11 protein-coding genes are annotated in these 13946 nt (G+C 66.3%); 6 read left to right on the top strand and 5 right to left on the bottom strand.

Features of this window, described 5'->3' with window-relative positions; genetic code table 11:
• Positions 1-229: 229 nt before the first annotated feature.
• The 5 genes from QSK31_RS42895 (at position 230) to QSK31_RS42875 (ending at position 4963) form a co-directional block, all read left to right on the top strand.
• Positions 230-613, top strand: coding sequence for a hypothetical protein (locus QSK31_RS42895; protein WP_285690726.1), 384 nt, complete (start codon positions 230-232; stop codon positions 611-613).
• Positions 610-1935 carry an ImmA/IrrE family metallo-endopeptidase gene (locus QSK31_RS42890; RefSeq protein ID WP_285690725.1) on the top strand — a complete coding sequence of 442 codons (1326 nt, stop codon included), beginning with the start codon at positions 610-612 and terminating at the stop codon, positions 1933-1935. Before QSK31_RS42895 ends, QSK31_RS42890 begins: the two co-directional genes overlap by 4 nt.
• 224 nt (positions 1936-2159) lie before the next feature.
• Positions 2160-2870, top strand: coding sequence for a class I SAM-dependent methyltransferase (locus QSK31_RS42885; RefSeq protein ID WP_285690723.1), 711 nt, complete (start codon positions 2160-2162; stop codon positions 2868-2870).
• A 43-nt stretch (positions 2871-2913) separates the two neighbouring features.
• On the top strand, positions 2914-3927 hold the full coding sequence (locus QSK31_RS42880; protein ID WP_285690721.1) for a hypothetical protein: 1014 nt from the start codon (positions 2914-2916) through the stop codon (positions 3925-3927).
• Between the two features lie 121 nt (positions 3928-4048).
• Positions 4049-4963, top strand: a complete 915-nt coding sequence (locus tag QSK31_RS42875) for an SPFH domain-containing protein (protein WP_285690719.1) — start codon at positions 4049-4051, stop codon at positions 4961-4963.
• An 87-nt stretch (positions 4964-5050) separates the two neighbouring features.
• On the opposite strand, the gene QSK31_RS42870 is transcribed toward QSK31_RS42875, so the two are convergent.
• A complete protein-coding gene (locus QSK31_RS42870) occupies positions 5051-5173 on the bottom strand; it encodes a hypothetical protein (RefSeq protein WP_285690716.1) in 123 nt (40 codons plus the stop codon).
• On the opposite strand from QSK31_RS42870, the gene QSK31_RS42865 reads away from it, so the two are divergent.
• A complete protein-coding gene (locus QSK31_RS42865; protein ID WP_285690715.1) occupies positions 5160-7625 on the top strand; it encodes a S8 family serine peptidase in 2466 nt (821 codons plus the stop codon). The genes QSK31_RS42870 and QSK31_RS42865 overlap by 14 nt on opposite strands.
• A 190-nt stretch (positions 7626-7815) precedes the next feature.
• Here QSK31_RS42865 and QSK31_RS42860 read toward each other — a convergent pair whose 3' ends face one another.
• The 4 genes from QSK31_RS42860 to QSK31_RS42845 form a co-directional block, all read right to left on the bottom strand.
• Entirely contained in the window at positions 7816-8238 is a 423-nt protein-coding gene (locus QSK31_RS42860; RefSeq protein ID WP_285690712.1) for a hypothetical protein, read from the bottom strand.
• A gap of 250 nt (positions 8239-8488) precedes the next feature.
• Positions 8489-10246, bottom strand: coding sequence for a nucleoside-diphosphate sugar epimerase/dehydratase (locus tag QSK31_RS42855; protein WP_285690710.1), 1758 nt, complete (start codon positions 10244-10246; stop codon positions 8489-8491).
• Positions 10247-10563: 317 nt separating this feature from the next.
• Entirely contained in the window at positions 10564-12297 is a 1734-nt protein-coding gene (locus QSK31_RS42850) for a DUF4012 domain-containing protein (RefSeq protein ID WP_285690708.1), read from the bottom strand.
• Positions 12298-12545: 248 nt separating this feature from the next.
• Positions 12546-13772 carry a glycosyltransferase family 4 protein gene (locus QSK31_RS42845; RefSeq protein ID WP_285690706.1) on the bottom strand — a complete coding sequence of 409 codons (1227 nt, stop codon included), beginning with the start codon at positions 13770-13772 and terminating at the stop codon, positions 12546-12548.
• Positions 13773-13946 lie beyond the last annotated feature (174 nt).

The raw sequence follows: 13946 nt of genomic DNA, 5'->3' as shown, positions 1-13946 counted from the left end.
AGTTCTAGGGTCAAGGAGCCACGAACCTTCTGAAGTGGCTGTTGCGGTGGCTGGCGGCCGAGGCTACGCACGGTGACTGGGAAACGGACATCCGGCTGCTGTTACCCGGGGTGTTGAGGGGCATCAGCCCAACCACGTCCACAGGTCAGGTTCTCGTTCAGGCCATCGGCGTCTACGCTGGGACCATGAGGCTGCTCGGATGGTTTCGTCAGTGCGCGGGAGCGACGTGATGCGTTCTCCCGGCCGCCGCCGACCGCGCAAGGGTGACCAGTTGCCTGCCGACAGCGACCTCGACCTCGACGCGATGGCAGAGAAAGTCACCTATGTGATCAGTCCAGAGCATAAGGACTACCTGACGAGCGCTGGCCCTGGGAAGCTACGAAGCGACGCGTCCGCCTGTCCGAGGCACCTCGATTTTGATGACGTTTTGAATTGGCTCAAGGCGGCTATTCGAAATCGCTCGGTGAGTGCTGACTTCGACGGTGATTTTCCGAGGTATGTTTGGGTCCGAGTGGAAGGTAGCGTCTTTGAAGGAAGACTCAGCAATTCAGGGCTGGGCGGTTATAAAGGATACCCGATCCGTGATTACGAAGCTCCGAGCTGGCTAGAATGAGCGAAGGCCTGGAATTCCGCATCGAGTGGCTCGACGCACCCAGCGTCAGCACGCCTGAACTTGCTAACACTTGGGCAAGATACGAAATATGGGTTGCCGGTTCTTGTGTCACACAGGTCGAAGCAGCGGATGGCACATTCCGCCGCTCAGTATATGGCTCCCTTTATCCGCTCGCCGAATGGGTTGCGTCGAACTGGTGGGTCCTGAACAATCATATCCGGCCTTCCGCTGTTGACTCTCACCATTGGACATGGCCAAATGTTCGCGCCTATCCATGGCTCAGCGACCATAACGTTCGTGGCGCCGGCGATGGGATGCCGTGGCCCGATCTGACGATTGTCGGCGAAGGAGCCGTAACGCGCCTGGTCTGGGCGCAAGATTCAAGTCGAAGCCTCGGCCCGATAAGGTTTGCGAGCACTGGCACCGCACTGATCCGAAGTAGCGAAGTTGCCGAGGGACTGACCGCTCTCGTAGATCATGTGCTTGAACGTCTTGCGGAAAACGGATTTCGAAAGACGCGGCTGTCCGAAGAATGGTCGGCACTCGCTGATACTAGTCAAGATGAGCTGGAATTTTGCCAGACTGTGGCCCAAATGGGAATGGATCCATATTCCTTAAGTGACGAGATGGCGGACCGCGTTCTGCGCATCTCATCGACCTTGCCGCAAGAGCTAATGAAAGACTTCTTCGACAGTGTTGATGCGGGATCACTGACCGAGGCGGCCGAATGGATCGATCGAGCCACTATCGCAGCCGAGAGGGCCTCCCGCAAAGCCGAGCAAGATATTTCTGTCCTCAGAAAAGCTGCCGCTTACGCCCGGGATGACGATTCGCTGCCGGCTCTCGAAAGACCCTGGCGCATTGGTTACGCAATGGCTCGCCGAGTGAGGGAGGAACTTCAGATCGATGTGTCTGACAGGTTCGACACCTCGCCGTGGGTGGGAATCAGTGAAGTTAAGGCTGCATCGGGTGGACTGCAGGGCGTTGCAACGGTCGCGAATGATCGGTGCGGGCTGGTATTGGGCGGATCGTATGCCGGCACCCAGGCCAAGAGGTTCAAACGGGCCCAAACCATAGGGCGGGCGATCTCTCAACCTAACAGCCCCTCTTTTCTGATCTCATCAGCTCGCAGTAAAGACGAGCGAGTTGCACGAGCGTTCGCTGCCGAATTGCTAGCCCCTGCCGACGGGATCCGCCAATTCCTCGGCAATCCGACCGGAGACCTGGATACTGCATTCGAACGCGCGGCCAAGCGGTTTGATGTCTCGCCGCTGCTTGTCCGGCATCAATATGACAATCAGCTCGCAAGGGCCTTCGGCTAGGACGTTCTTGCCGGCGGCCTCGCCGACCCGCTGTTGCGGTTCACCGACTGGAAGGCCTGGCCACTCGGCCTGATGGAGACCGCGTCGACGCGGTAGCTCGGTCCTTTCGGACGACCCCGGCAAGCGCGTCCGGAGTTTCACGGCCGAGGTTTGGCGCGGAAACAGCGAACCAGGGAGGCTGAATGAGTGACGCGTTCTACTCGCAGGCGAGGCTGTACGACCTGATGTTCCCGGGCGGCGGCCCCGGAGTCGACTTCTACCGGGCCTACGCCGACCGGCAAGGCGGGAGCGTGCTGGAACTCGGGTGCGGCACCGGGCAGAAGCTGATCCCCATCGCATCCGACGGGCGTCCGTGTGTCGGCCTGGACTTCTCGTCGGACATGCTGGCCGCGGCCCAGCGTAAGGCTGACGAGCGCGGAGTGGCGGTGGAATGGTTGCAGGGCGACATGCGGGCCTTCGATCTGGGCCGCACCTTCGACTTCGTGTTCATCGCCGCCAATTCCCTGCTGCATCTGCACGAGGCTGAGGATCTGGTGAGCTGCTTCCGGTCGGTGCGACGGCACCTGGCCCCCGGAGCACGGTTCGTCTTCGATGTGTTCAACCCGAGCGTGCGTCTGCTCGCCGGAGCCGATGGTGTGCGGCGTACCCGGGAATCGTTGTCGTTCTCGGATCCTGACCGCGGCAACGTCAGCGTCGACGTCGTGGAGATCTACGATGCGCCGGCGCAAGTCACACGCGGGACGTGGCATCTCTCGACCGTCTCCGAGCCCGACTTCGTCGTCGCGCCGCTCGACATCAGGAGCATCTTCCCGCAGGAACTGCCGCTGCTCCTCTCGCTCGGCGGCCTCCGGCTCGTCGAACGCTTCGGCGACTGGTCCGGTCGGCCGTTCGCGACGGATGCGCCGCTCCAACTCTGCGTCTGCGAGTCCGAGTGATGGAAGGCGCGCGAACTTCGGAGCTATACCCCAAGCTTGAGTGGTGGACGAGTCCCTTGTGTACAAGCGCCGGATGGCGGACGCGGTACGACGCGTCCGCCTGACCCGGCTGGCCTTCGCTGCCGGCGTCTTCGTGATCGCCTGGGCGCTGCTGTCCGGCCACGTGCCCTGGGCGGCCGGGATCGCCGTGCTGATCACGGCGGCCGCAGTCGTCGCACTGATCGGGCTCGAGCCCGTGCTGGCCCGGGAGAGGGCCCTGCGTCACGAGATCACCGTCGAGAAGTCCACCCACCCTGAAACGGTGTACCGGCTGGCCGCCTTACGCGGAACGGCCGGCGATCACGCCGAACAGATCTGGCTTCTGCGGGGCTGCGCCCTGCGGGGCGACCGGGAGGCGTACCGGCTCCTGCTGGAGGTGCTCACCGAGCACGGGAAACCGGACGACGTGACGGCGCTGCGATGGACCTGCGTCGAGCGACGGATCCGCCCGGACGACCCGCTCTGCACGCCGTGGCCGGGCATCGACGGGCCGGGGCTGCTGGCCACCGCCGAGCGGCAGCGGCGCATCTATCCCGACGACGCCGGCATCCTGCTCAGCCTGGCCGCGCTGCTCGACGCGGCCGGCCGGCCGGATCCGGCGGTGTGGCGGGCGCTGATCGATGCCCGGGAGTACAGGTTTCATCTGCGGCTGGCCCGGCATCTGGCGGGCACCGGGCAGCTCGAGGAGGCCATCGGTCTGATGCGGGCCGGAGAAGCCGGCAAGCTCCCGAGCTTCCCCGACACCGCGGACTTTCTCCGGGAGCACGAGCTCCTCCAGGAGCTGGAGGAGGACGCCCGGAAGGTGTGGGAGCGGGACCGGAACGCCCGCGCTCTGGCGGAGCTGCGACAACTGCTCACCGACCAGGGCCGGCTCGACGAACTGGCCCAGCTGCCCGACGTGCCGCCGCCGGTGTCCGGCGGGAGTGCGCAGGTGGAGAGGTGGCCCGGCATCAGCGCGCCCAGCTACGACTACGGATCCTCTGGCGGCTACACCGGTTACACCGGCGGCGGCTGCTGATCCCCAGCCGCTGTTCGATGAGGCGCTCCTTCTGAAGGGTGCTGTCAGGTTGGTGTCACCCTGCCCTGTTGCTCCGCCGGATGCCGGAACCTGAGGGTCCGCAGGTAGGTGATGGGGGGCGATGATGCGCAGGACCAAGAGCATCGCGATGGTGGGTGCGCTGCTGCTGATCGGCACGGGCGTCGCCGGCTGCACCACGGTGAGCACGGATTCGGATCAGGTGGCGCTGCACTACGACGCGGGCGCCTTTTCCAGCACCACCTACCAGGAGTGCGTGAAATCCAACAACCGCTCCTGGGACGGCCTCGGCGAGCAGTACTACAAGTATCCGGCCGGGCAGCGGAACTTCGAGTTCAGCGCTGGCAAGGACGCGGAGTCCCCGGCGTACACCGTGGTGTCGAAGGACAACCAGGAGCTGACCATCACCGGGGGGCTGACCTTCCACCTGGACACCTCGTGCGACGACGACGGCGGGGTATTGCGCGCCTTCCACGAGGAGATCGGCCTGAAGTTCCAGCCGGTGCTCGACGACGACGGCAAGACCACGGGGACCTGGCTGGAGATGCTTCGCTTCTACATCGGACAGCCGCTGGCCAAGGCGCTGACCACCGAGGCGCAGAAATACGACTGGCTGGCGCTCTACAACGACCCGGCGACCCGGGAGAAGTTCGAGACGGCGATCAACGCCAGCCTCGGCGCATCGGTCACGGCCACCACCGGCGACAAGGCGTACTTCGAGAAGTTCAACCTGACGCTGCAGAACCCGCAGCCGCGCAAGGAACTGGTCGACGGGCTGGCCGCGGTGCAGGTGGCGATCACCCAGCGGCAGGCGCTGGTCGAGCAGAACGCGACGCTCGACGAGAAGCTCAAGCAGATCCGCAAGCTGGTCGGCGTGCTCGGCCCGGACGGCTACATCCTGTACGACACGTTGCAGCGCTGCCTGAGCGGCGAGGCACCGAAGGGCTGCCCGACCTTCCTGCCGCTGCCACCGGGCGGCACCGTGGAGGCGCCCGCACCGGCACCGGCGCCAAGCTGACCGATCGGCGTGAAACGGCCACCTGGCCGTGTACGTCCGGGCAGCCTTTTCTGAGCCGGTCGCGGGTCGTCAGGGATGCGCCGCTGCTCACCCCGCTGCTTCGATCTTCGTCGTCGAGATCGCCGCGTGGACACGCTCCCACGGGACATCGATGATCGCTGACATGGTTTCGATGTCCAATACGGCGCGGCTTGCGATGGCGATGGTCACGGTCGCCGCGGTCGGCTTGCCACTGAACGGCGTTCCCGCCCACGCGGCCGCACCTCGGGCGGTGGTGGCCGAGGCGGTCCGCGAGCAGGTGGCGGACGGTGGCAGCGCCACCTTCTGGGTGACCGTGGCGGGCCGCGCGGACCTTTCCGGGGCGCGCGCCCGCGAGGGCAAGGCGGCGAAGGGCGGATACGTCCGGACCACGCTGATCGCGGCCGCCGAACGTTCCCAGGCCTCTCTGCGCGGATTTCTGCGGGAACGGCGCGCGGCCTTCCAGCCGTACTGGATCGCCAATGCCCTGCGGGTGACCGGTGACCGCCGCCTGGTCGACGACCTGGCCCGGCGTACCGACGTAGTGAAGATCGAGCCCGACCCGGAGGTGCCGCCGATCGTGCCGGCCCGGCCGGAGGCGGGCAAGGCGCGAGCCGGCGCCGACCCTGAGTGGAACATCCAGCGCATCAAGGCCGACCGGGTGTGGAACGAGCTGGGCGTCCGCGGCGAGGGCGTGGTCGTGGCGAACATCGACACCGGGGTCTGGTTCCAGCACCCGGCGCTGCTCCCGAGTTACCGGGGCACCTTCAGCACCGGGCGGGTCAACCACAACTACAACTGGTTCGACGCGTCCGGCCAGTGCCCCGGCAACACCCCGTGTGACGAAGAGGAGCACGGCACCCACGTGATGGGCATCGAGGTGGGCGCGCAGCAGGTCGGTGTCGCGCCCGGGGCGAGGTGGATCGCGGCGCGGGCCGGAGGTCTCGACGAGTTCGTGGCGGCCGGCCAGTGGATGCTGGCGCCGACCGACCTGACCGGCGCGAACCCGCGGCCGGAACTCGCCCCCGACGTGATCAACAATTCGTGGCGGGTGCGGGACGCGCCGCCCGGCTTCTACGGTGACGTGATCGCCGCCTGGATCGCGGCGGGCATCTTCCCCGTGGTGGCGGCCGGCAACGACTCCCTCGGCGGTGCCTGCGAGACGATGCACTGGCCGCCGTCGCTGGCCGAGGCGTACACGGTCGCGAACGCCACCGCCGGCAACGAGATCAATCCGACCTCCAGCCGGGGCCCGGCGTCGGACGGCCGGACGAAGCCGGACATCTCCGCCCCCGGCTCGGGCATCCGGTCGACGCAGACCGACGGCGAGTTCGCCGAGCAGACGGGTACGTCGCAGGCCGCCCCGCACGTCGCCGGCGCGGTGGCGCTGCTCTGGTCGGCGGCGCCCGCGCTGAAGGGCGACATCGCGGCCACCCGCCGCCTCCTCGACGACACCGCCGGCCCGATCCCGGATCTGAGCTGCGGCGGCACCGCGGAGTTCAACAACGTGGCCGGGCACGGGATGCTCGACGTGTACAAGGCGGTGCAGGCGGCGCCGCGAGCCGACGTGGGCGGCCTGCGCGGCGTGGTCCGGCGGGCCGGCACCGGACGTCCGCTGCCGGACGCCACCGTGCGGCTGAGCGGACCACGCTCCGTCGTGCTCACCACCGACGCCACGGGCACCTACCGGCTGGACCGCGCGGTGCCGGGAACGTACACCGCCACGGCCTCCGCGTTCGGCCACGCGGAGAACACGACCTCTTTGACCGTACGCCGCGGCAAGACGCTGATGAGCGACCTGACGGTGCGGCCGCTCGCCGCCACCACCGTCACGGGCGTGGTGCACCGCGCCGACGGCCTGCCCGCAGCCGGAGCTGTGGTGACGCCGGTCGACGCGCCGGTCCTGGCCCGCACCGACGCGGACGGCCGGTACCGCCTCGACCTGCCGCTGGGCCGGATGGAGTTGCGTACCGAACCCGCCGACCGGTGCGCTCTGCCGCTGGACACTTCGGCCACGGTCGCCGCCGGCGCCCCGATCAACATCACCCTGCCCTTGCGTACGGACGCATACGGCCACACCTGCACAGCCACCGGCTCCTACCGCGCGGGCACCGTCGCTCTGCCGGTGTCCGGTCGGGCAGGTGCCGCCGTTCAGGTGGCGTTGCCGTTCGCGATGCCGCTGTACGGCCAGCCGTACACCAGCGTCTGGGTTGCCGCCGACGGCGTGATCGGCTTCAGTGGCAAGCCGGAGCCCGACTGGGGTGATCAGCTCCCGAGCACCTGGTGGGTCGAAACCCTGCCGCGCTTCACGCCCGAGGTGGCGGTGTTCCCGTTCCATTCCCGCCTCGACGTGGACGCGCAGGCGGGCGTCTTCATCGCGGAGACGGCCGACGCCTTCGTCGTGGAGTGGCGCAACGTCCGCACGCTGAACCGCGTCGGCGAGGGTCGCGGCCGCATCTCCTTCAGCGCGACACTGCATCGGGACGGGAGCATCGAGTTCGCCTACCGCGTGGCGGAGCCGGACGGTTGGACGGCCGGCCGCAACGCCGTCGTCGGCCTCACCGACATCAACGGCGACGCCTTCGCCTACAGCGACCACGACCTGGCCGTCAACGACGGGCTGGGCGTCACGTTGCGGCCCTGAGCCGCGCCCACTTACAGGGTCCGGCCGCATGGTGTACGCCACCCGGCCGGACCCTGATCAACACCGTTGCCGCCCCGCCCCGCAAGGCTCGGAACGAAGCTGCCTCGGTGTTCTCCCCCGATCTCGCCCCCGCGCCCTGTCGCCCGACGTCGCAAGCTCAGCGACCTGGTCGAACGTGGATATCAGCCCTTCAGTCCTGCCCGCCGCAGCAGACCGCGGCGATGGTCCAGTTCCCGCCCCGGTAAGGATCGAGACTCCAGTCCGTTCCGGTGTAGTCATGAGTGGCGCCGTTACCGGTCACTCTCGCCCAGTACGGCTCACCGATGTATGCGCCGGCAACCCGCCCCCAGCCCAGGTCCCGGGTGCTCTGACCCGGGTAGAGGATCGTGTCGTAAGCACCGTGGGTGCAGTTGCCGTCGGCGAGATGGAAAACGCCGACCGCGATGTCACCCCCGTTCGTCAACGAACCCGCGGCAGGCGTCGCAGGACTCCGTACCGGACACGCCGCCGCCAAGACGGGCGCCGGGGCAGCCGACTCGGCAACCCCGAGCACAACAACCGCGGCAGCGCCCACCGCCGCGAGCCGCAGCACCACATTGCGCGTACTGAACATCGCCACTCCCTGATTGATTGGCCTGTGCCTCCCAGCCAATCCATCTACGGAGGAAAGCGGCACCCGCCGGGCTGTTCCGCACTGTCCGGAACAGTCCGGCGACATCAGGACCAGGCATCACCTTCGTACGGCGGCCACCCGCGCTCCTTGGCGCAGACGCGCGCTAGCGGACGGACGCCCGCGCGGACGATCGGATCAGGCTCGCCAGCGCCCACGGGCAACCGGATAGGCGAAGTCGATATGACTCCGGTCAATGGGGATTCGGGGTCTGCATCATGATCGCCTGGCGGAGGTCGGCGGATTCCGCCTGACGAGCGATGTGAGCGGAGACGCGGCCCGCGACCGCGGGAAGGGCGCAGTCCGCTTGGCACAGCTCGGCCAGCTCGCTCGTGATGCGATCCGGATCTTGCTGCGGTCCGAGCATGCGGACCAGGTACGGGTTGAGGGCGGGTACCGCAACGTGTGAGATCAGCGGGTGCAGCGGCCGCACATCCGCCTCGCCCTCGCCGAAGAGATCCTCGTGCAGCTTCTCTCCTGGGCGGAGGCCGGTGTAGATGATCTCGACCGGAGCGTCGGCCTGCTCTGCCATCTGCCGTGCGACCTGAGCGATAGGTACGGGCTGGCCCATCTCCAAGACCAACGCCTCGCCGTCCCGACCGATTGCGGCAGCCTGAATAACGAGCTGCACTGCTTCCTGGACGGTCATGAAGTAGCGCGTCACGTCGGGGTCGGTCACGGTGACCGGGCCTCCGGCAGCGACCTGCGCCGCGAACGCGGTGAGCACCGAGCCACGGCTTCCGAGGACGTTGCCGAATCGGACGCTCAGGTAGGTGCCGGCACCGACGGTGGCGGCATGGGCGGTCAGCCGCTCGGTAATGCGCTTGGAGAAGCCGAGAACGCTGGTCGGGTTCGCCGCTTTGTCGGTGGAGATGTTGACGAACCGCTCGACACCGGCGGCGGCACAGGCTTCGAGAACGGTCTGCGTACCCCAGACATTGCTCTTGACGGCCTCACCCGGGTTGGCCTCGAGAAGCGACAGGTGCTTGAGCGCCCCAGCGTGGAACACAACCTGGGGCCGACGCCGCGCGAAGATCGCCGAGACCCGTTGGGCGTCGCGGAGGTCGGCGAGGATGAGCTCGGGGCTGTCAAGCAGAGCGCGGCCATGAATGGACAGCTGGACGGCGTGCAGTGCGGACTCATCCCGGTCGAGCATCATCAGCTCGGCCGGCTCGAAGCGGTGCAGCTGGCGGCACAGCTCTGAGCCGATCGATCCGCCGGCCCCGGTGACCAGGACGCGCTTGCCCTTGAGGTAGCCGGCGATGGCGTCCAGGTCAGTCTCGACCTGGTGCCGGCCAAGAAGGTCGGCGATGTTCACGTCGCGTACATCGGCAGCAGTCACCTTGCCGTCCAGGAGCTCCGTGAAGGAAGGAACCACCTTGAAGTCCGCTCCGGCGTCCAGGGCGCGACGACGCACCTCCCGGATGATCTTGGCATCCACATTGGCGACCGCGAAGATGACCGTTCGGGCGCCGGTCACGGTCAGAGCCTCCGCGATGCGGTGCCGGTCACCCTTCACTGCGACGCCGTTGACGCGGAGGTTGCGCTTCGCCGGGTCGTCGTCGATGAGACCGACAGGTACGTACAGGCTCATGGGATCTTGCATCAGGGAACGCAACAGACGCTGACCTGCGGCACCAGCGCCGAACAGGAGCACGGGTGTGGCGCTCTGCGCGTTCGGGCGCAGGCGCCGTTCGTGCTGGAGACGCCGTACGTAGCGGACGGCGCACATCACGACAAGCGCAACCGGACCGCCGACCAGAGCCGCACTCAAGGGGAGCGGCCGCCTGGGCATCGCGAGATCTATGGCGACCAGGACGATGACCACGGCCAGCGCCGTCGTGAAGATGGCGCGCACCTCCTCGAACGTGCCGAAGCCGTACCGGCCCCGGTAGAGGAACTGCTGGTGGCCGATCGCGGTGTGCAGCACGACCGCGACGACCACCGCCATCCCGGTGAACGTCATGGGCGCCGCGGCCAGGTCGTCGTCGTACCGCGCCGCGACCGCGGCGAACAGACCGATCGCCCACGCACCTGCATCCACCAGCCAAGGACCGAGGATGCGAGTACGTTTCTCCGGGATCCCGGACTGCCAGATCCGCGCAGGGAATGACATACGGCCTCTTCACGGTGGACATCATCATGGGTGAGGCTCGCCTCGGTGCAGACCCTCACCATGCTCAACGCGCGAAGTATGTCCTAATGCATGCGTATTTCGGGTGATAACGCATATCCATGTGGTGGATGACTCGCCGTGAACGGTGTACCTCAGCCGCATGGACCTCCAGCCTGGATCGTCGTTTCCCACGGACGTACGCCCGGCGTGGTCCACAATCGCGGCCGGACAGCGCCGTCGTCCGGGATCGCGCCCGGCCGGATGGTCACGTCGTAGGTCTGCCGGCCACCCGGCGGCAGGTCCACGGTGAGCACAGACACGGTCCGGTCCCGCTCGATCCCGGTCCCGACATCGACCGTTACGCCGCCGGTCGCAACACCAACCACTGCGCCGCCTGTCGGACTGAAGATCATCACATTGGTACGCGACGTGTAGGTGTCGCCGGAGAGCTCCAGGCCGGTCACGTACTTGGGCAGGTTCGCGGTGGGGGCGGTCGAGCCCAGGGTCAGCTTCAGGTGCAGCTCACGACTGCCCTGGCCGTCGCAAGGTCCGGTCGTGAGGTCGGCGCTGTGCGTGAGGTAATAGCTGAGCTTCGCGCCGGTGCCGTCGTTGAGGAATACCCCGACCGTAGGTGCGGACGGGGCGTCGGTGGGCAGGCGACCTTCCAGGACGGTACCGGCGAGGAGGGTCTGCTCGGCCTTGTTGGCCGACCACATGAGCAGGCGGCGCTCGCCGGCCGCGCGGGCGAGCTGAGCGAGCATGCCCTTCGGATTGCCTTGGCCCCGAATCAACGCGCCGAAGGTGGCCTGGGCCGCCTTGGCGAAGTAGACGTCCTGGTCAGACGGGTCGGGATACTTCGCGTACGCCTCGGAGAGCAGCATCCGGACGGCGTTCTGCGAGGTCAGGGCATCCCCTGCCGGCACCTTGACCGCTCCGGTCGCGCGGAGCAAATAGGAAAGAGCAACCGGATCGGTCGCCAGAACGCCGTCGACGGTGACGCCGGTACGCATGCGGTACATGGTCCGCATCAGCGAAGCGGCGGTCGGGAAGTCGGGGCTCAAGTTGACGTCCGACGGGAAGACGGCGGGCCGGTCTGTGTAGAGCATCCGCTGGTCGAGCCCGAGCTTCTGCACCGGAGAGTCAAAGGTCTTCAGATCGCTGGTGGCGGTCCCTTGATCGGTGATGGTGACGGCGCCGTCGTCCGCATGCACGACGATGTACGCACCCGGCATGCCGCCGGTCGCCCGGATCTCCGAGTTGTTCTGGAAGAGCACGAGGTAGTTCCGGGGCCCACGAGCGCCGAGCATGTTGGGCAGCAGTCGTGCCGCCCGGTCAGCCGTGGACACCAGCCGTTCCGCATCGGTCAGCCCGATGGAAAGCCTGGTGACGGCCGCCGCTACCTGATCGGTCAGCCCGTCTGCCGGAATACCGAGCACCTCGGCACGCGCTTTGCCGATCACCGCCAGACCGGCAGAGATCCGAGGCCCCGCGGCCACCAAAGACTTGAGCTCTACGCGGCCGTTCCGTGGGGCCAACGCCCTCGGGTCGAGGCCGCTTGCGACGTCCAGCAACGTCGGCAGACCGCGCCAGGCCAAGTCGTCGAGAACCTTCGCTACCGTGCCCACCGCCCGCACGTCGTCTCCGACCATCGGCGCCCTGCCTGCAAGCGCCCACCCGAAACCGTCGGTGTTGTGGTGCGCCGCCTTCGTCTCGAGTTGCAGCGCTGCCAGGGTGCCCTTGGCTGCGGAAACGTCGCCCGATCTGATCTGCCGCTGGAGCAGGATGAACAGCCCGGCCGCGGTCTGGAGATGCCCCTTGGCCCGCCAGCTCTCCACACCTACCCAGCCGCCCCCGACGAGCAGGACCAGAACCAACCCGGCGGCCACCAAAATCAAAGGCTTCCTTCGTCTCCACGGACGCCGTTTCTCAACGCTGCATTCTGTTATTCGACGCACCCGCTTGAACTGGATATGAGCCGGGGCTTCCGGCGGCTCAAACGCATATCTGTCCTGCTCTGATTTCCCCATGAGTGATCGATCCTTAGAAGAAGCGATACGTCGGACGGCGCGCCCGAACTTGAAAGATCATGACTAAAACTCATATACAGCGGGTTCGTCGAAGAACGCAATCCTCGTCAACCCGAGTTCGACTGTCCGGAGACTCGCGCCAAGACGGCCTCAAACTTACTGAACAGCGCATCACGCGAAAGATCACCTTGGGCCAACAGGCCGGCAGCAGCTCGCGCCTCCGCCATGCGCCGGCTGTCGGCGACGAAGGAGGCGACGACCTTCGCAGCTCCGATCGGGTCGCCATTCGGAAGGATCACTCCTGCACCCGTGCGGGAAATAATGTCCGCCACCCAGCCACCGTGATTGATCGCTACGGGCCGCCCGGCCGCCCAGGCATCGAAAACCTTGTTCGCACTGTCGCCTGCCAGAATCGGCATGTCCTGAACAACCGAGAATGACAGGTCACAAGCCCCAAAGTACGCAACCACCTGATTCTTGGGCATCGGCGCCACGAAAAAAAGATTACGATTGAGGACGCCGAGCTCCTGCGCGAGCTTTTTCAGTTCCGACTCTTCCCGTCCGCCTCCGACGACAGCCAGGCGAATTTCGGGATCAATCCCGACAAGATGCTCTGCCATTCGCACGAGAAAGGAAACACCATTTACGAGACCGAGCGTTCCGGCGTAGAGCAGAAGTGGTCGGTCGCCGAGCCAGGCGGTCGCCGCTCGTAGCTGCTTGCCGAGCACCTCAGCATCGCAGAAGAGGTCCACGTCACATCCATTCTGAATAACCGTCGTTGATTTACCCGGAGCTAACTTCTCAACGTTTTCAGCCATCTTGGGGGAAAGCGCAACAACGTGGGCCGAGCGCCGGTACGCCCAACGCTCGAGACGACGAGCCGCAGCCTTGGCCGGAGCCGACTTCAAGGCACCCAGGGCGATCGGCACCTCAGGCCACAGATCACGGACCTCCAAGACGAACGGAACGCCGTTCCGGCGAGCCGAATAGATCCCGGGGATGGCCACGGTCAAGGGCGTAGAGGTGGCGAATACCAAATCCTGCGGGATCTTCGAGGCCCGTGCACATGCGGCGGCGGCGAATCCCGCGAACGACTTGATCCGGTCCCGGTAGGACATCTTGTTGTTGTACGGGATGGAGGCCCAGTGGATTCGGATCCCAGCGGAACTGGACTCTCGCCACTTCTGCGATGATTCGCCGTCGCCATCGATGTCCGCACTGACCACCTGCACCTCATGGCCACGAGCTACGAGCCTCCTGGCAAACTCGAAGGATCGCGTTCCACCACTCATTTCAGGTGTGCGGAAGTATTGATGGATGTAGACGATCCTCATGAAAATCCTTCCCGCATCAAGTGGCGAGCATTTGCATATACCCGCAGCAGATCTACCTACCACAGGAAGAATAATTCACAAAACTCTGCGACCGGCAGTACGAGTCCGCGCCCGTCACCCTAAAGCGTTGCGATCGTTGTTCTTAGATAGATAAGAATCGGTTGCATCTCGCGC

Origin of the sequence: Actinoplanes sp. NBRC 103695, from assembly GCF_030269485.1 — a bacterium.
Taxonomy (GTDB): Bacteria; Actinomycetota; Actinomycetes; order Mycobacteriales; family Micromonosporaceae; genus Actinoplanes.
This window is presented reverse-complemented; position numbering and strand designations above follow the sequence as displayed.

What these genes read in the sequence shown, in the direction of transcription:
- QSK31_RS42890 (WP_285690725.1), top strand. Translation starts at nt 610, where the DNA reads ATGAGCGAAGGCCTGGAATTCCGCATCGAGTGGCTCGACGCACCCAGC.
- QSK31_RS42855 (WP_285690710.1), bottom strand. Translation starts at nt 10,246, where the DNA reads ATGGCGGTGGTCGTCGCGGTCGTGCTGCACACCGCGATCGGCCACCAG.
- QSK31_RS42885 (WP_285690723.1), top strand. Translation starts at nt 2,160, where the DNA reads ATGTTCCCGGGCGGCGGCCCCGGAGTCGACTTCTACCGGGCCTACGCC.
- QSK31_RS42865 (WP_285690715.1), top strand. Translation starts at nt 5,160, where the DNA reads ATGGCGATGGTCACGGTCGCCGCGGTCGGCTTGCCACTGAACGGCGTT.
- QSK31_RS42860 (WP_285690712.1), bottom strand. Translation starts at nt 8,238, where the DNA reads ATGTTCAGTACGCGCAATGTGGTGCTGCGGCTCGCGGCGGTGGGCGCT.
- QSK31_RS42875 (WP_285690719.1), top strand. Translation starts at nt 4,049, where the DNA reads ATGATGCGCAGGACCAAGAGCATCGCGATGGTGGGTGCGCTGCTGCTG.
- QSK31_RS42845 (WP_285690706.1), bottom strand. Translation starts at nt 13,772, where the DNA reads ATGAGGATCGTCTACATCCATCAATACTTCCGCACACCTGAAATGAGT.
- QSK31_RS42895 (WP_285690726.1), top strand. Translation starts at nt 230, where the DNA reads ATGCGTTCTCCCGGCCGCCGCCGACCGCGCAAGGGTGACCAGTTGCCT.